Annotated in this window: 15 protein-coding genes; 10 read left to right on the forward strand and 5 right to left on the reverse strand. The window is 72.7% G+C overall.

Annotation, left to right across the window (positions count from 1 at the left end; translation table 11 throughout):
• Positions 1-21: 21 nt before the first annotated feature.
• Positions 22-1083 carry an NAD(P)/FAD-dependent oxidoreductase gene (locus E4622_RS00880; protein ID WP_167735935.1) on the reverse strand — a complete coding sequence of 354 codons (1062 nt, stop codon included), beginning with the start codon at positions 1081-1083 and terminating at the stop codon, positions 22-24.
• Between the two features lie 46 nt (positions 1084-1129).
• Here E4622_RS00880 and E4622_RS00885 point away from each other — a divergent pair, with 46 nt between their 5' ends.
• Complete coding sequence (locus E4622_RS00885; protein ID WP_134738206.1) at positions 1130-1537, forward strand: nitroreductase family deazaflavin-dependent oxidoreductase; 408 nt, start codon at positions 1130-1132, stop codon at positions 1535-1537.
• Here E4622_RS00885 and E4622_RS00890 read toward each other — a convergent pair.
• Positions 1503-2342 carry a ceramidase domain-containing protein gene (locus tag E4622_RS00890; protein WP_134738241.1) on the reverse strand — a complete coding sequence of 280 codons (840 nt, stop codon included), beginning with the start codon at positions 2340-2342 and terminating at the stop codon, positions 1503-1505. The two genes, E4622_RS00885 and E4622_RS00890, sit on opposite strands and share 35 nt — an antisense overlap.
• 4 nt (positions 2343-2346) lie before the next feature.
• Positions 2347-3636, reverse strand: a complete 1290-nt coding sequence (locus E4622_RS00895) for a citrate synthase (protein ID WP_134738207.1) — start codon at positions 3634-3636, stop codon at positions 2347-2349.
• Positions 3637-3940: 304 nt separating this feature from the next.
• Here E4622_RS00895 and rplM point away from each other — a divergent pair, with 304 nt between their 5' ends.
• The 3 genes from rplM to glmM are packed head-to-tail and all read left to right on the forward strand — an operon-like array spanning position 3941 to position 6282.
• On the forward strand, positions 3941-4384 hold the full coding sequence (gene rplM / locus E4622_RS00900; RefSeq protein ID WP_134738208.1) for a 50S ribosomal protein L13: 444 nt from the start codon (positions 3941-3943) through the stop codon (positions 4382-4384).
• Between the two features lie 33 nt (positions 4385-4417).
• The gene (gene rpsI / locus E4622_RS00905; RefSeq protein WP_134738209.1) at positions 4418-4918 is read left to right on the forward strand and encodes a 30S ribosomal protein S9; all 501 of its coding nucleotides are present in this window, start codon (positions 4418-4420) and stop codon (positions 4916-4918) included.
• A 17-nt stretch (positions 4919-4935) separates the two neighbouring features.
• Complete coding sequence (gene glmM, locus E4622_RS00910; RefSeq protein WP_134738210.1) at positions 4936-6282, forward strand: phosphoglucosamine mutase; 1347 nt, start codon at positions 4936-4938, stop codon at positions 6280-6282.
• 173 nt (positions 6283-6455) lie between these two features.
• On the opposite strand, the gene coaA is transcribed toward glmM, so the two are convergent.
• Positions 6456-7439 (reverse strand): type I pantothenate kinase, encoded by a 984-nt coding sequence (gene coaA, locus E4622_RS00915; RefSeq protein ID WP_134738211.1) that lies wholly within the window; start codon positions 7437-7439, stop codon positions 6456-6458.
• 65 nt (positions 7440-7504) lie between these two features.
• Here coaA and glmS point away from each other — a divergent pair, with 65 nt between their 5' ends.
• Positions 7505-9349 carry a glutamine--fructose-6-phosphate transaminase (isomerizing) gene (gene glmS, locus E4622_RS00920; protein ID WP_134738212.1) on the forward strand — a complete coding sequence of 615 codons (1845 nt, stop codon included), beginning with the start codon at positions 7505-7507 and terminating at the stop codon, positions 9347-9349.
• A gap of 7 nt (positions 9350-9356) precedes the next feature.
• The gene (locus E4622_RS00925; protein WP_134738213.1) at positions 9357-9710 is read left to right on the forward strand and encodes a holo-ACP synthase; all 354 of its coding nucleotides are present in this window, start codon (positions 9357-9359) and stop codon (positions 9708-9710) included.
• 175 nt (positions 9711-9885) lie between these two features.
• Here E4622_RS00925 and E4622_RS00930 read toward each other — a convergent pair whose 3' ends face one another.
• Entirely contained in the window at positions 9886-10809 is a 924-nt protein-coding gene (locus E4622_RS00930) for a hypothetical protein (protein WP_134738214.1), read from the reverse strand.
• 142 nt (positions 10810-10951) lie between these two features.
• Between E4622_RS00930 and E4622_RS00935 the strand changes: the two genes are divergently transcribed.
• The 4 genes from E4622_RS00935 to tsaE are packed head-to-tail and all read left to right on the forward strand — an operon-like array spanning position 10952 to position 15530.
• Entirely contained in the window at positions 10952-12397 is a 1446-nt protein-coding gene (locus E4622_RS00935; protein WP_134738215.1) for a bifunctional ADP-dependent NAD(P)H-hydrate dehydratase/NAD(P)H-hydrate epimerase, read from the forward strand.
• 30 nt (positions 12398-12427) lie between these two features.
• Complete coding sequence (gene alr, locus E4622_RS00940; RefSeq protein WP_134738216.1) at positions 12428-13561, forward strand: alanine racemase; 1134 nt, start codon at positions 12428-12430, stop codon at positions 13559-13561.
• Entirely contained in the window at positions 13558-14643 is a 1086-nt protein-coding gene (locus tag E4622_RS00945; protein WP_134738217.1) for an alpha/beta hydrolase, read from the forward strand. Before alr ends, E4622_RS00945 begins: the two co-directional genes overlap by 4 nt.
• The gene (gene tsaE, locus E4622_RS00950; protein WP_134738218.1) at positions 14640-15530 is read left to right on the forward strand and encodes a tRNA (adenosine(37)-N6)-threonylcarbamoyltransferase complex ATPase subunit type 1 TsaE; all 891 of its coding nucleotides are present in this window, start codon (positions 14640-14642) and stop codon (positions 15528-15530) included. The genes E4622_RS00945 and tsaE overlap by 4 nt, the downstream gene beginning before the upstream one ends.
• The last annotated feature ends 5 nt before the right edge of the window (positions 15531-15535 follow it).

Here is a 15535-nt window from a genome sequence, read left to right on the forward strand (position 1 = left end):
CGGTGACAGCAGGTCGCGCGGTCAGGCCAGGGGTGCCAGGTCGCTCTGGAACACCGGCATCATCAGCCGGGTCAGCCACTGGTACCACCGGACGTGCCGGGCCCGGTCGGCGGTGTAGGCCGGCAGGGCGTCGCGCAGGTCGGGGTGCGCGGCCAGGGCATGGTCGAGCGCCCACGCGTCCGCCAGGGCCAGCGAGGTGCCCGTGCCGAGCTGGGGGCTCATCGCGTGGGCGGCGTCGCCGACCAGGACCGCGCCGCGCGCGCCGTCCAGCCGGTACGGCGTGCGGGTGACGACGTCGCGGTAGCCGGCCGGCAGGAGCTCCTCCACGGCCTCGAGCAGCGGCGCGAACCTCCCCGCGAGCGGACGGGCCTCCTCGCGCCAGGCGGGGAGCCCGCGTGCGACCACGGCGTGCATGTCGCGGCGCCGCACCGACCAGAAGACCGAGCTGCGGTCCTGCCCGGTGGGCAGCACGCCGAGGTAGGAGCGGGTGCCGCGCAGGCTCTGGAACAGGCAGTCGGCGGCCAGGGAGCCGGGGTCGTCGACGATGGCCCACAGGGCGCCGTACTCGTACTCCCGGTCGCGCACGGTGACGCCCATGCTGCGCCGGACCGACGAGCGGCTGCCGTCGCAGCCCACCACCAGGTCGTAGGACGAGTGGTCGCCCGAGGCGGTCTCGACCGTGACGCCGGCTGCGGTGGGCCGCACCCCGCTCACCGGCACCCCGAGGTGGACCGGCACCCCGCGTCCCAGCACCGCCTCGTGGAGGAGCCCGAACAGCGCGCCGCGGTGGACGCCCAGCGCCGGCTGCGCCCCCGGCACGGCGTCGTAGCCGAAGTCCAGCAGCTCCCGCCCGGTCGACGTCTCGATCCGGACGCGCGACACCGGCCGGGACACCGCGGCCAGTGGCTCCAGCAGGTCGAGCCGGTCGAGGACGGCCTGGCCCATCGCCTGAAGCCAGATGCCGGCGCCCGTCGGGCGCGGGTCCTCGGCCTGCTCGAGGACCGTCACGTCGACGCCGCGGTCGGCCAGCAGGCAGGCGAGCGTCGCGCCGCCCATCCCGAGTCCCACGATCCCGACACGCATGGGCCGCACCATTTCACATGCGGCCGCGACGCGAGACACTCCGGTCATGAGCGACTTCAACGACCAGGTCATCGCGGAGTTCCGGGCCAACCACGGCAAGGTCGGCGGTCCCTTCGAGGGCGCGCCGCTGCTGCTCCTGCACAGCACCGGCGCGAAGTCCGGCCAGGAGCGGGTGAGCCCGATGATGTACCTGCCGGAGGGGGAGCGCTACGTCGTGTTCGCGTCCAAGGCCGGCGCCGACGACAACCCGGACTGGTACCACAACCTCAAGGCGCACCCGGACGCCCGCATCGAGGTCGGCGACGACGAGGTCGCGGTCCGCGCGGTCGAGGTGACCGGGGTCGAGCGCGACCGCCTCTACGCCCAGCAGGCCGAGCTCTACCCCGGCTTCAAGGAGTACGAGGCCAAGACCTCGCGCGTCATCCCGGTCGTCGCGCTGGTGCCGGCTCGCTGAGGTCGCGCGCCTGCTCGCCGACGGGGCGCTCGCTGACGTAGAGCCGGAACAGGCACCAGGCGCTCAGCGCGCACAGCAGGTGCCACACGCCGTGGCCCTGGTAGAGCGAGGTCGGGAAGCACAGGGCGGAGCCGGTCTTGGCGGTGGTCCAGATCGCCAGCGCGACCAGGATGCTGCCGGCGGCCGCCCACGCCCAGCGGGTGTCGAGGACGAGCCGGCCCCCGCGGGCCACGCGCGACTCCAGCCAGAGGGCGCTCGCGAGGCCGGCCCCGAAGGCGACGTTGCCGGCGTGCCCCAGCCACGGCACCTCGCCGAGCAGCGCGACGAGCTCGCAGACGACCAGCACGGCGAGGTAGAGCGCCGCGAGGAACGCCGGGCCCCTCTCCCAGCGCCGCATGGCGGCGTACGCGACGGCGAAGGCGGCGATGAGGTACATGCTCGCCATGTCGAGGTGACCGCCGAGCTCGGTCTCCGTGGCGTGCATCGCCATGCTGGCCGGGCCGAGCAGCACCACCACGCAGGCGTACGCCGTCGCGAGCCCCGGCCGCTGGGCCAGCGTGCCGGTGCCGAGCCCACCGGGGCGTCCCGCCTGCCGGGCGACCAGCAGCCCGACCGCGACGAAGCCCAGGTTGCTGAGAGTGTTGACGGGCTGACGGACGGTGCCGGCGGCGGCCTCGCAGAAGTTGGCGCCGCGGTCGACGTCGGCGCCCAGCCACCCGCCGGCGACCGCCAGCGCGAGCAGGCCCAGGGACAGGAACGCGACAGCCCCCGCCCAGACGAGGGGCGGGGGCTGTCGGACGGTCAGCGGACTACGCCCAGCGCTCGGAGGCCGGCACGAAGTCCAGCCGGCGGTCGCCGGTGTAGATCTGCTTGGGGCGCGCGATCTTCTGCTCCTTGTCCTGGACCAGCTCGAGCCACTGGGCCAGCCAGCCCGGGGTCCGGCCGATCGCGAAGAGCACGGTGAACATCTCGGGCGGGAACTGGAAGGCCTCGTAGATGAGCCCGGAGTAGAAGTCGACGTTGGGGTAGAGCTTGCGCTTGACGAAGTACTCGTCCTCCAGCGCGATCTTCTCCAGCTCCAGCGCGATGTCGAGCAGCGGGTTGGTGCCGGTGACCTCGAAGACGTCCTCGGCGGACTTCTTGATGATCTTGGCGCGCGGGTCGTAGTTCTTGTAGACCCGGTGGCCGAAGCCCATGAGCCGCTCGTTGCCGTCCTTGACGCCCTTGATGAAGTCGGGGATGTTCTCCTTCGACCCGATCCGCCGCAGCATCCGCAGCACGGCCTCGTTGGCGCCGCCGTGCAGCGGGCCGAAGAGGGCGCCAACCCCCGCCGACACGGCGGAGTAGGGGTCGACCTGGGTGGAGCCGACCGAGCGCACGGCGTTGGTCGAGGCGTTCTGCTCGTGGTCGGCGTGCAGGATGAAAAGCACGTCGAGCGCCTTGACCAGCCGCTCGTCGGCCTCGAACTTCGACTCGCTCATCTTGAAGAGCATCGAGAGGAAGTTGGCGGTGTAGCTCAGGTCGTTGTCGGGGTAGACGTACGGCTTGCCCTGCGCGTGGCGGTAGGACCAAGCGCCGAGCGTCGGCATCTTGGCGATCATCCGCACGATCTGCATGTGCCGGTTGTCGGCGTCGCTGATGTTGCGCGCGTCGGGGTAGAACGTCGACAGGGCGCCCACGGACGCCATGAGCATCCCCATCGGGTGGGCGTCGTAGCGGAAGCCCTGCATGAACGTCTTCACGTTCTCGTGCACGAAGGTGTGGTAGGTGATCTCGTGCACCCAGGAGTCGTACTCCTCCTTGGTGGGCAGGGTGCCGTGGACCAGCAGGTAGGCCACCTCGAGGAAGCTGGACTTCTCAGCCAGCTGCTCGATGGGGTACCCGCGATACTCGAGGATGCCCTTGTCGCCATCGATGAAGGTCACGGCGCTGCGGCAGGAGGCGGTGTTGACGAAGCCGGGATCGTAGACGGCCAACCCGGGCTCGTCCTCTCCCGTCTTGATCTTCCCGACGTCGGCGGCCTTGATGGTGCCGTCGAGGATCGGTACGTCGTACTCCTGTCCGGTGCGGTTGTCTCGGACGGTGAGAGAGTCAGTCACGCCGTCCAACCTAAACCGCGGGTGGTCGGGGCGCGAACCCCGTGTCCATGTTCGCGTCTCCGGGGGTCGCGGCCGGGTGTCTCGCGGACCTGCCTCGCGCGAGGTCCGCGCGCCTCGTTTTGACCCTCGTGGCGCCAGCGCCGTAGTCTTGCCGGTCGCGACTCCTGCCGCGTCCGGACCTGCTCACGCAAGGCTCGGATGCAGTCCCGGACACCAAGCCGGGCCGTGTTCGTCAGAAGGCGCAGCTCCACCGCCCGGAAGTCTCATCCGACGGGCTCCCACGAACGAAGAGAGAAGAACCGTCTTGCGCACGTACAGCCCCAAGCCCGGCGACATCCAGCGCGACTGGCACGTCATCGACGCGGAGGACATCATCCTCGGCCGTCTCGCCGTCGAGGTCGCCACGCTCCTCCGCGGCAAGCACAAGCCGATCTTCGCCCCGCACATGGACACCGGTGACTTCGTCATCGTCGTCAACGCGGAGAAGGTCGCCCTGACCGGCAGCAAGCGCACCACCAAGCTGGCCTACCGCCACTCCGGCTACCCGGGCGGTCTCACCTCGACCCCCATCGGCGAGGTCCTCGACAAGGACGCCCGCAAGGCGGTCGAGAAGGCCGTGTGGGGCATGCTCCCCAAGAACAAGCTCGGCCGCGCCCTGATGAAGAAGCTCAAGGTCTACTCGGGCCCGAACCACCCGCACTCGGCCCAGCAGGCCACTCCCTTCGAGATCACGCAGATCTCCCAGTAATCATCGACGTCGAAAGCAAGGTTGAGGAACACAGTGGCTGACACCAGCACCGAGGTCGAGGAGACCTACGAGACCGACGAGCAGGGCGTTGCCTACAGCTCCGAGAGCTCCGCGTCCGCGGACACCCCCGCCCGCCCGGCGACGATCGCCCCCGCGGCCGCCACCGGCCGCCGCAAGGAGGCCGTCGCCCGCGTGCGGATCGTCCCCGGCACCGGCGTGTGGACCGTCAACGGTCGCACGCTCGACTCCTACTTCCCGAACAAGCTGCACCAGCAGGTCGTCAACGAGCCGTTCGCCGAGCTGCAGCTCGAGGGCCGCTTCGACGTCATCGCGCGCATCCACGGCGGCGGCATCACGGGCCAGGCCGGCGCGCTGCGCCTCGGCGTGGCCCGCTGCCTGAACTGGATCGACACCGACGCCAACCGCCCGGCGCTCAAGAAGGCCGGACTGCTGACTCGTGACGCCCGCGTCATCGAGCGCAAGAAGGCCGGTCTCAAGAAGGCCCGCAAGGCGCCTCAGTTCAGCAAGCGCTGATCGCGGCGTAGCACTGCATGCCGCGCATCTTCGGCACGGACGGGGTCCGGGGCCTGGCCAACGGTCATCTGACCGCTGAGCTGGCCCTGGACCTTTCCGTTGCCGCCGCCCGGGTCCTCGTCGACCGCGGGGAGTACGCCGGACCCCGGCCGATCGCCGTCGTCGGGCGCGACACCCGGATCTCGGGGCAGTTCCTCGAGCACGCCGTCGTGGCGGGGCTGGCCTCGGCCGGCGTCGACGTGGTGCGCCTGCGGGTGCTGCCCACCCCGGGCGTCGCCTACATGACGCACGCCCTGGGCGCCGACCTCGGCGTGGTCATCAGCGCCTCGCACAACCCGATGCCCGACAACGGCATCAAGTTCCTCTCCCGCGGCGGGCTCAAGCTCGACGACGCCGTCGAGCGCGACATCGAGGCGCACCTCGAGATGGCCTGGGAGCGCCCGCTCGGCGGCGAGGTCGGCCGCGTCTCGCCGTACGCCACCCCGGTCGAGGAGTACGTCGACCACCTGCTCTCCACGATCCACCGGCCGCTGACCGGCCTCAAGGTCGTCCTCGACTGCGCCCACGGCGCCGCTCACGAGGCCGGGCCGCGCGCGCTGCGCCAGGCCGGCGCCGAGGTCATCGCCATCGGCGTCGAGCCCGACGGGCTCAACATCAACGACGGCTGCGGCTCCACGCACCTCGGCCCGCTGCGTGAGGCCGTCCTGGAGCACGGCGCCGACGTCGGCTTCGCGCTCGACGGCGACGCCGACCGGTGCCTCGCCGTCGACCACGAGGGCAACACGGTCGACGGGGACCAGATCCTCGCGGTCCTCGCGATCGCCATGGCGGAGTCCGGCCAGCTGGTCAAGGACACCGTCGTGGCCACCGTCATGAGCAACCTCGGCTTCGTGCAGGCCATGAAGGCCGCCGGGCTGGGCGTGCGCCAGACCAAGGTCGGCGACCGCTACGTCCTCGAGGCCATGCGGGTCTCCGGCTACACGCTGGGCGGCGAGCAGTCCGGCCACGTGATCATGAGCGAGCACGCCACCACCGGCGACGGCATCCTCACCGCCCTGCACGTGCTCGACCGGATGGTCGCCACCGGCCAGAGCCTCGCCTCCCTCGCCGGGGTCGTCACCCGGCTCCCGCAGGTGCTCGTCAACGTGCCCGGCGTCGACAAGACCCGCGCCGACGACGACCCGGTGCTGGCCGCGGCGGTCGCGGAGGAGGAGTACGCCCTCGGCGACACCGGCCGCGTGCTGCTCCGCCCCTCAGGCACCGAGTCGCTGGTGCGCGTGATGGTCGAGGCCCCCACCCAGGAGCTCGCCCAGGACGTCGCCGACCGGCTCGCCGGCGTCGTGCACGCGCAGCTCGCGCTCTGACGCGTCGCTCGGGGGAGGAGATTCACCGGGTACCCGGTGAAACTCACGCTTCCGGTACGAAGCTTCGGCCGGGAAGCGTGAGTTTCCGGCGGGCAGTGGGGCGTCAGGGGCGGGTGTGACTGACGCCCGCCCAGACACGGGGGATGGAGCGGCTCGGCCTCGGCCGAGGGCGCTCAGAGCTTGCGCAGGCGCACGTAGCGGACCGAGTGGTCCCGGTCCTTGCGCAGCACCAGGGTGGCGCGCGAGCGGGTGGGCAGGATGTTCTCGACCAGGTTGGGCCCGTTGATGCCGTCCCAGATGCGCTCGGCCTCGGCGACCGCCTCCTCCTGCGTCAGTGCGCCGTACTTGGCGAAGTAGGAGCCCGGGTCGCGGAACGCCGTCTCGCGCAGCCGCAGGAAGCGCGAGACGTACCAGTCGCGGATCTTGTCGCGCCCGGCGTCGACGTAGACGGAGAAGTCGAAGAAGTCGCTCAGGGTCAGCCCGGCGGTGCCGTCCTCGCGCACGCGCGCCGGCTGCAGGACGTTGAGGCCCTCGATGATCACGATGTCGGGCCGCTTGACCACGACCTTCTCGTCGGGGACGACGTCGTAGACGAGGTGGGAGTACGTCGGCGCCTCGACCTCGTCGTTGCCGGACTTGATGTCGACCACGAAGCGCAGCAGCGCGCGCCGGTCGTAGGACTCGGGGAAGCCCTTGCGGTGCATCAGGCCGCGGCGCTCGAGCTCGCGGTTGGGGTAGAGGAAGCCGTCGGTGGTGATCAGGGCGACGTTGGGGTGCTCGGGCCAGTGGGCCAGCATCTGCTGCAGCACGCGGGCGGTGGTCGACTTCCCGACAGCCACCGAGCCGGCCAGGCCGATGACAAACGGCGTGCGCGGGGGGTTGCGCTGGTGCAGGAACGCCTCCTGCTCGCGGTGCAGCTTGCCCGCGGCCTCGACGTACAGGCTCAGGAGGCGGCTGAGCGGCAGGTAGACCTCCTCGACCTCGTCGAGGTCCAGCTGGTCACCGAGCCCGCGCAGGTTGCGGATCTCCTCCACGCTGAGCGGGTTCTCGGTCTCGGCGGCCAGGGCCGCCCACGCCGCACGGTCCAGCTCGACGTAGGGCGAGCTCTCCCGGTGGTCGTCGTGGCCACCGTTGCGATGGCCCCCGCCTGTCGACATGCCGGGATTCTTGCAGCAGCGGGTGCGGGCCGGGGGAGCGGCGTCTCACCCTTACAGTGGGGCCCATGTGTGGCATCGTCGGATACGTGGGGCCGAAGCAGGCCCAGCAGGTCGTCATCGAGGGTCTGCGACGGTTGGAGTACCGCGGCTACGACTCGGCCGGAGTGGCCCTCGTGGTGCAGGGAACCCTGGCCTCGGAGAAGCGGGCCGGCAAGCTCGCCAACCTCGAGAAGGCCATCGCCGACGCCCCGCTGCCGGAGTCCACGACCGGCATCGGGCACACCCGGTGGGCCACCCACGGGGCGCCCAACGACACCAACGCCCACCCCCACGTCGGCGGCGCGCGGCGCGTGGCGCTGGTCCACAACGGCATCATCGAGAACTTCGCGACGCTGCGCACCGAGATCGAGACGGCCGGGGGCGTGCTGCTCTCCGAGACCGACACCGAGGTCGCGGCCCACCTGCTGGAGTCGCTGGTGGAGTCCGGCCTCGACCTGACCACCGCCATGCAGCACGTGTGCCGCCGGCTGGAGGGCGCCTTCACGCTGGTGGCGGTCGACAGCCAGGACCCCGACCGGGTCGTGGCCGCGCGCCGCAGCTCGCCGCTCGTGGTCGGCATCGGCGAGGGCGAGAACTTCCTCGGCTCCGACGTGGCGGCGTTCATCGAGCACACCCGCGAGGCCATGGAGCTGGGCCAGGACCAGGTCGTCACGATCACGCGTGAGGGCGTCGAGGTCACGGACTTCGACGGCGCCCCGTCGGAGGGCAAGCGCTACCACGTCACGTGGGACCTGTCGGCCGCCGAGAAGGACGGCCACGACTGGTTCATGCGCAAGGAGATCTTCGAGCAGCCGCGCGCGGTCGCCGACTCGCTGCTCGGGCGGCGCAACGCGGAGGGGCTGCTTCAGCTCGACGAGATGCGGCTGTCCGACGACGAGATCCGCGACGTCGACAAGATCATCATCATCGCCTGCGGCACGTCTTTCTACGCCGGCATGGTGGCCAAGTACGCCATCGAGCACTGGACCCGGGTCCCGGTCGAGGTCGAGCTGGCCTCGGAGTTCCGCTACCGCGACCCGATCCTCGACTACTCCACGCTGATCGTGGCGATCAGCCAGTCCGGGGAGACCGCCGACACCCTCCAGGCCATCCGGCACGCGCGGACCCAGCGCTCCAAGGTCCTGGCCATCTGCAACACCAACGGCTCGACCATCCCGCGGGAGTCCGACGCCGTGATCTACACCCACGCCGGCCCCGAGATCGGCGTCGCCTCCACCAAGGGCTTCCTCACCCAGCTCGTCGCCTGCTACCTGCTCGCGCTCTACATCGCCCAGGTCAAGGGCACCCGCTACGGCGACGAGATCACCGAGATCATGCAGCAGCTCGAGGAGATGCCCGGCCACATCGAGACCGTGCTGGAGTCCGCGGAGACCGTCTACGAGCTCGCCCGCAGTCACCTGGACACCCGCTCGGTGCTGTTCCTGGGCCGCCACGCCGGCTACCCCGTCGCGCTGGAGGGTGCGCTCAAGCTCAAGGAGCTGGCCTACATCCACGCCGAGGGCTTCGCCGCGGGCGAGCTCAAGCACGGCCCGATCGCGCTCATCGAGGAGGGCCTGCCGGTGCTGTGCGTCGTACCTCCCCAGGGCCGCGACCAGCTCCACGGCAAGATGATCAGCGGCATCCAGGAGGTCCGGGCCCGGGGCGCGCGCACGATCTGCCTCGCCGAGGAGGGCGACACCTCCATCGAGCCGTACGCCGACGTGCTGATCCGCCTGCCCAAGGTGCCGGTGCTCCTCCAGCCGCTGGTCTCGGTCGTGCCGCTGCAGCTCTTCGCGTGCGAGCTGGCCACCGCCATGGGCCACGACGTCGACCAGCCGCGCAACCTCGCCAAGTCCGTCACCGTCGAGTGAGCAACCCGTGGCGGTGATCGGCGTCGGCATCGACGTGGTCGACATCGAGCGCTTCGGGGAGTCCCTGGAGCGCACCCCCGGCCTGTCGGCCCGGCTGTTCACCCCCGCCGAGGCCGCGCGCCCGCTCGCGTCCCTCGCCGCGCGGTTCGCCGCCAAGGAGGCCGTGGCCAAGGCGCTCGGCGCGCCCGTCGGCATGTCCTGGCAGGACGCGGAGGTCGTCAACGAGGCGTCCGGCCGCCCCCTCCTCGAGATCCGCGGCTCCGTCGCCGCCCGCGCCGCCGAGCTCGGCGTCGCCAGCGTCCACCTCTCCCTCTCCCACGACGCCGGCATCGCCTCCGCGGTCGTCGTCCTCGAGTCCTGACCCGCGGCTCGACCGGGCGCTCGGTGGGCGTTGGTCGGTGGCCGAGGATGGGTCGTGTGCCGCAGACAGCGCTCCCGCGCTGCGTGAGGCACACGACCCCCACGGTGCACATGGGCTAGATGGGTGAGCGGGCTGGCTGGGTGCCCGGACCATGGGTCGTGTGCCGCAGGCAGCGTCAGGCCGCAGCGCCCGGCACACGACCCGGCAGCCCGAGCGCGACCAGGTCGAGGGCGACCTCGGCGGGTTCGTGGCGGAGCTCGAAGGCAGAACAGCGCAGGATCGTCCGCGTCGGCGTCGTGATGCGGCGCGCCCGACGGAGGTCGGCGCGCCACTCGAGGGCCTCCATGTGGAACGAGCCGTCCACCTCCAGCACCAGGACGGAGCCGTCGGGCAGGTCCCACTCGCAGTCGGTCCACCGCACCCGGCCGGTGCGGTCGGCGCGCGGCCGCTGGCGGAGGGGGAGTGGCATGGCGAAGCGCAGGCACATGCGACGTACGTCGAGCTCGGCCATCGACTGGACCCCACCGTCGATCAAGCTCAGGGTCGCCTTGAACGGCTTCGAACGCCGCAGCGGGCGCAGCTGGTCGACCCACTCGACCAGCCGGCCCGCCGTGGTCAGCCGCTGCTGCACCACAGCCGCAAGGACCCCGTGGGCGGCGCGCGGCTCGGCCGAGTATGCCGCCCAGAGGAGGACTGCCGGTTCGAGATGACAGCGGGGGATCCCGGGGCGAGGGCACCGCAGCAGCTCGTAGGGCCGACGGGTACGGAAGAACCGGACGCCGTCGACGGGCTCGAAGGACAGCTCGTCGTCGACGAGGACGCACACCTCGGTCCGGGGCCATCCCTCCAGCCCATGGATCGCGGCTGCGGTGAGACCCCCCAGCATGCTGCGGGGCCCCGCGTGCAGGACGGCCGTCCACAGTCGCTGGCTCGGAGCCAGCGGCCCTGTGGTCGTGCTGATGACCCGTGGCGTGCGCTCGGCCCACCGACCTGCGGCGACGTTGTTGCGGACGTGACCCCAGTCGATGCCCCGGTCGTTGAGCTGGCGGCGGGCCACCATGCCCTGCTGTTCCCGTAGCAGCTGCTCGAGTGTGTGCATGGATGAGGTATTCCCCGCCTCGATGTCTCAGCATCGGTTGTCCACAGGCGGCGGCGGACGGGTCGGGGTCGTGTGCCGGACGCAGCGTCGGGACGCGGTCTCCGGCACACGACCCACCCGCCACCCCGGCTAGCGTGAGCACATGAGGTACGCGCACACCGTCGAGCAGGTCCGGGAGGCCGAGGCGGCGCTGCTCGCGCGGCTGCCGGAGGGCGCCCTGATGCAGCGGGCGGCCCATGGGCTGGCCTACGCGGTGCTCGAGCTGCTGGGCTCGGCCTACGGGCGGCGGGTGCTGCTCCTAGTCGGTGGCGGCAACAACGGCGGCGACGCGCTGTACGCCGGCGCCGTGCTCGCCCGGCGGGGCGCGTCCGTCGAGGCGTGGCTGCTGTCCGACGCGGTGCACGAGGGCGGGCTGGCGGCGTTGAGGGGGGCCGGTGGCCGGGTCGTGTGGCGCAGCCAGCGCCCGGGCGCTGCCTCCGGCACACGACCCGACCCGACCACCATCGCCACCACCACCGCCCCCGAGCTCGTCGTCGACGGGATCACCGGGATCGGCGGCCGGCCCGGGCTGCGCGAGGAGGCGCGCCGCGCGCTGGCCGAGGTCGAGGGCGTGCCCGTCGTGGCTGTCGACACGCCCTCGGGGGTCGACGTGGACAGCGGCGAGCTCGGCGGCGCCCACGTCCGGGCCGACCTCACGGTCACCTTCGGCACCCTTAAGGTCGCGCACCTGGTCGACCCCGCCGCGTCCGCGAGCGGCGTGGTGCACCTCGTCGACCTCGGTCTCGACCTGCCCCCCGCGGCGATCGAGGCGCTCCAGCCCGCCGACGTGGCCGCGCGGCTGCCGCGCCCCGCGGAGGACGCCCAGAAGTACAGCCGCGGCGTGGTGGGCGTCCGGGCCGGCTCCGACGAGTACCCCGGCGCGGGCCTGCTGAGCGTCTCCGGCGCCGCCTGCGGGCTCGCGGGCATGGTCCGCTACGTCGGTGCCGCCGGCGTCGCCAGCCGCGTGCGCGACGCCCACCCGGAGGTGGTCGGCGACGGTCGGGTCCAGGCCTGGGTCGTGGGGTCCGGCAGCGGGCAGCACGCCGCGGCCGAGCTGGCCGCCGCGCTGCGTGACGACGTGCCCGCCGTCGTGGACGCCGACGCCCTCGCTCATCTCGCCGGGCCTCCCGGAGTGCCCGCCGTGCTCACGCCCCACGCCGGCGAGCTCGCGGCCATGCTCGGGCGCGACCGCGCCGACGTGGAGGCCCGGCCGCTGGCCCACGCCCGGGAGGCGGCGGAGACCTACGGCTGCGTGGTCCTCCTCAAGGGCCGCCACACCCTCGTCGCCGAGCCGGCCCAGCAGGGCGGCCGCACCCGGGTCACCACCACCGGCAACCCCTGGCTGGCGACAGCCGGCGCCGGGGACGTCCTCGGCGGGCTCATCGGCGCCCTCCTGGCCGCGGGGCTGGAGCCCTTCGACGCGGCCTCGGTGGGCTCCTGGCTGCACGGCGCGGCGGCCACGACGGCCGGTGCGGGAGGCCCGTTGGTGGCCGGGCAGATCGCCGGTGCAGTGCCGGCGGTCGTCCGCGGGCTCCCGCCGCTCGGCTGACCGAGCGCCGTGGATGGGACAATCGGCTCCATGACCAGACCGCGGGCCGAGATCGTCGTCGACCTCGCCGCGATCCGCCACAACGTCCGCACCCTGCGCCGCACGGCCGGCGTCGCGCTCATGGTCGTCGTCAAGGCCGACGGCTACGGCCACGGCATGGTCGAGGTCGCGGCCGCGGCACGTGACGCCGGGGCGGAGTGGCTCGGCGTCGCCACCCTGGACGAGGCGCTCGCCCTGCGCGCCGCGGGCGACACCGGACGCCTGCTCTGCTGGCTCACCGTCCCCGGCGAGCCCTACGCCGACGCGCTCGCCGCCGACATCGACCTCACCGCCTACTCCGTCGCCGAGCTCGACGAGATCGCCGCAGCCGCCGGCCGCTCCTCGCAGCCCGCCCGCGTCCAGCTCAAGGTCGACACCGGCCTCTCCCGTGGCGGCGCCGCGGAGCGCGACTGGGTGGAGCTCTTCGTCCGGGCGCGGGCCGGGGAGGAGGCGGGGCACTGGCGCATCACCGGCCTCTGGTCCCACCTCGCCTGCAGCGACGAGCCCGACCACCCCGCCAACGACGCCCAGGAGGCGACGTTCCACCGGGCGCTGGACGCCGCCGAGCGGGCGGGTCTGCGCCCGGACGTGCGCCACCTCGCCAACTCCGCCGCCGCCCTGCTGCGACCCAGCAGCCGCTTCGACCTGGTCCGCTGCGGCATCGCCTCCTACGGGCTCGACCCGGCCCCCGGCGAGACCGACGACGTCGGCCTGGTGCCGGCGATGACCGTGCGCGCCCGGCTGGCCATGGTGAAGGCGATCGACGCCGGAGACTCGGTCTCCTACGGCCACGCCTGGACCGCCGACCGCGCCACGACCGTGGGCCTGGTGCCGGCCGGCTACGGCGAGGGCGTGCCGCGCCACGCGAGCAACGCCGCGTCCGTCGCCGTGGAGGGCCGGCAGCGCCCGATCCGGGGCCGCGTGTGCATGGACCAGGTCGTGGTCGACCTCGGCGGTGACCTGCCCGACGCCGGCACGGAGGTCGTGCTGTTCGGCCCGGGCCGCCACGGCGAGCCGACGGCCCAGGACTGGGCGGAGGCATGCGGCACCATCAGCTACGAGATCGTGACCCGGATCGGCGGGCGCATGACCCGCACCCACGTCGACAGCGAGGCCCCCGCATGAGCGTCCAGCGCCGCATCGTCGGCATCGCCGCCGGCGCGGTCGGCCTGGCCGCAGCCGGTACGGCGGTCGAGGTCGCCCGCCGCAACCACGCCATCGGCAGCAGACGCGACGTGTCGGCGGAGTTCGGGACGCTGCGGTCGGCGCCCCTCAGCGTGATCACCGAGGACGGCGTGCCCCTGCACGTCGAGGTCGACGAGGTGACCGAGGCGCCGCCGACGCAGCGACGCTGGTCGCGGCGCGGCCCGGATCCCGAGGTCACGGTCGTCTTCGTCCACGGCTACTGCCTCAACCTGGACGCCTGGCACTTCCAGCGCGGGGCCTACCGCGGCCTGGTCCGCACCGTCTTCTACGACCAGCGCTCCCACGGCCGCTCGGGCCGCTCGAGCAACGAGAACGCCACCATCGACCAGCTCGGTCGCGACCTCAAGCAGGTCATGGACGAGGTCGTCCCCGACGGGCCGGTGGTCCTGGTAGGGCACTCCATGGGCGGCATGTCCGTCGTCGCCCTGGCCGAGCAGTTCCCCGAGATCATCGGGGAGCGCGTGGTCGGCGTCGGCCTGATCTCCACCACCGCCGGCGGCCTCGACGTCGGCCGCATCCTGCTGCCGCTGCTGCCCAGCCGGCTCAGCGGCCGCCTCACCAGCGGGGCGGTGCGCACGCTGCGCCGCAGCCACCGCTCGGTCGACACGTTCCGCCGCATGGGAGCGGCCGTCGCGCGGGTCACGACCGACGTCTTCGCGTTCGGCGACAAGGTCCCGGCCGCCTACGTCGAGTTCGTCGACGACATGCTGTCCGCGACGCCGTTCGAGGTCGTCGCGGAGTTCTTCCCCAGCTTCAGCAGCCTGGACAAGTTCGACTTCGTCGAGGTGCTGGGACGGGTCCCCACCTCCGTGATCTGCGGGACCGAGGACAAGATGACCTCGATCGGCCACAGCCGCAAGCTGCACGCTCGGATCGCCGGGTCGCGGCTGCTGGAGTGCGAGGGCGCGGGACACATGGTCCCGCTGGAGCGCCACGACCAGGTGACCGCCGAGCTGGACCAGCTGATCACCGCCGCCACGACCCGGGTGGGGGGCCGGTGACGCTCTCCGTGCGGCGCGTCGGCCACGAGTCGGCCGCCGTCGTCCACCACATCGTCCACGAGGCCTTCGCGAGCCGTCCGGCCCTGCACCCGCCGGCCGACGCGCTGGGCGAGACCGTCGAGTCCATCGGCACCCGCCTGGCGCTCAACGGCGGCCTGGTCGCACGCGTCGACGACGAGCCGGTCGGCGCGCTGCTGTTCGACCCCGTCGGCGACTCGGTCTACCTGCGGCGCTTCGGCGTGCTGCCGGCGGCGCAGGGCCACGGGGTCGCCGCGGCCATGGTCGCGGCCGCCGTCGAGGCCTGGCCGGGCAAGGCGCGGCTGTCGGTCGTCGCCCGCGAGGAGCTCCCGGCCACGGTCGCCTTCTGGCAGCGGCGCGGCTTCGCCCAGGCCGACCGCCGCCACCCCTACGTCGAGCTGTCACGCCCGCTGCCGCGCAGCTTCGACGTGCCGACGGCCGAGGACATGCGCGCGCTGGGCGTGCGCATCGCCGGCGAGCTGCGGGCCGGCGACCTGCTGGTCCTCTCGGGCGGGCTCGGCGCCGGCAAGACGACGTTCACCCAGGGCCTGGGAGAGGGGCTCCAGGTGCGCGGCGGGGTCACCTCGCCGACGTTCGTCATCGCCCGGGTCCACCCTTCCCTGGTGGGCGGACCCGACCTCGTCCACGTCGACGCCTACCGGCTCGGGGGCCTCGACGAGCTCGACGACCTCGACCTGGACACGTCCCTCGACGAGGCGGTCACGGTGGTGGAGTGGGGCGAGGGGATGGCCGAGTCCCTGTCGGACTCCCGGCTCGAGGTGCGCATCGCCCGGGCCGAGACGGCCGACGGTGAGCTCGACCCGCGCCAGGTCGAGGTCCTCGGCATCGGCACCCGCTGGGCGAATTAGTAGGT

This window comes from Nocardioides sp. 503, from assembly GCF_004522095.1.
Classification (GTDB): Bacteria; Actinomycetota; Actinomycetes; order Propionibacteriales; family Nocardioidaceae; genus Nocardioides.

Excerpts from the sequence above, each read along its gene's own strand:
- E4622_RS00885 (WP_134738206.1), top strand. The coding sequence starts at position 1,130 with ATGAGCGACTTCAACGACCAGGTCATCGCGGAGTTCCGGGCCAACCAC.
- E4622_RS00945 (WP_134738217.1), top strand. The coding sequence starts at position 13,558 with ATGAGCGTCCAGCGCCGCATCGTCGGCATCGCCGCCGGCGCGGTCGGC.
- coaA (WP_134738211.1), bottom strand. The coding sequence starts at position 7,439 with ATGTCGACAGGCGGGGGCCATCGCAACGGTGGCCACGACGACCACCGG.
- alr (WP_134738216.1), top strand. The coding sequence starts at position 12,428 with ATGACCAGACCGCGGGCCGAGATCGTCGTCGACCTCGCCGCGATCCGC.
- E4622_RS00880 (WP_167735935.1), bottom strand. The coding sequence starts at position 1,083 with ATGCGTGTCGGGATCGTGGGACTCGGGATGGGCGGCGCGACGCTCGCC.
- glmM (WP_134738210.1), top strand. The coding sequence starts at position 4,936 with ATGCCGCGCATCTTCGGCACGGACGGGGTCCGGGGCCTGGCCAACGGT.
- glmS (WP_134738212.1), top strand. The coding sequence starts at position 7,505 with ATGTGTGGCATCGTCGGATACGTGGGGCCGAAGCAGGCCCAGCAGGTC.
- E4622_RS00935 (WP_134738215.1), top strand. The coding sequence starts at position 10,952 with ATGAGGTACGCGCACACCGTCGAGCAGGTCCGGGAGGCCGAGGCGGCG.
- E4622_RS00930 (WP_134738214.1), bottom strand. The coding sequence starts at position 10,809 with ATGCACACACTCGAGCAGCTGCTACGGGAACAGCAGGGCATGGTGGCC.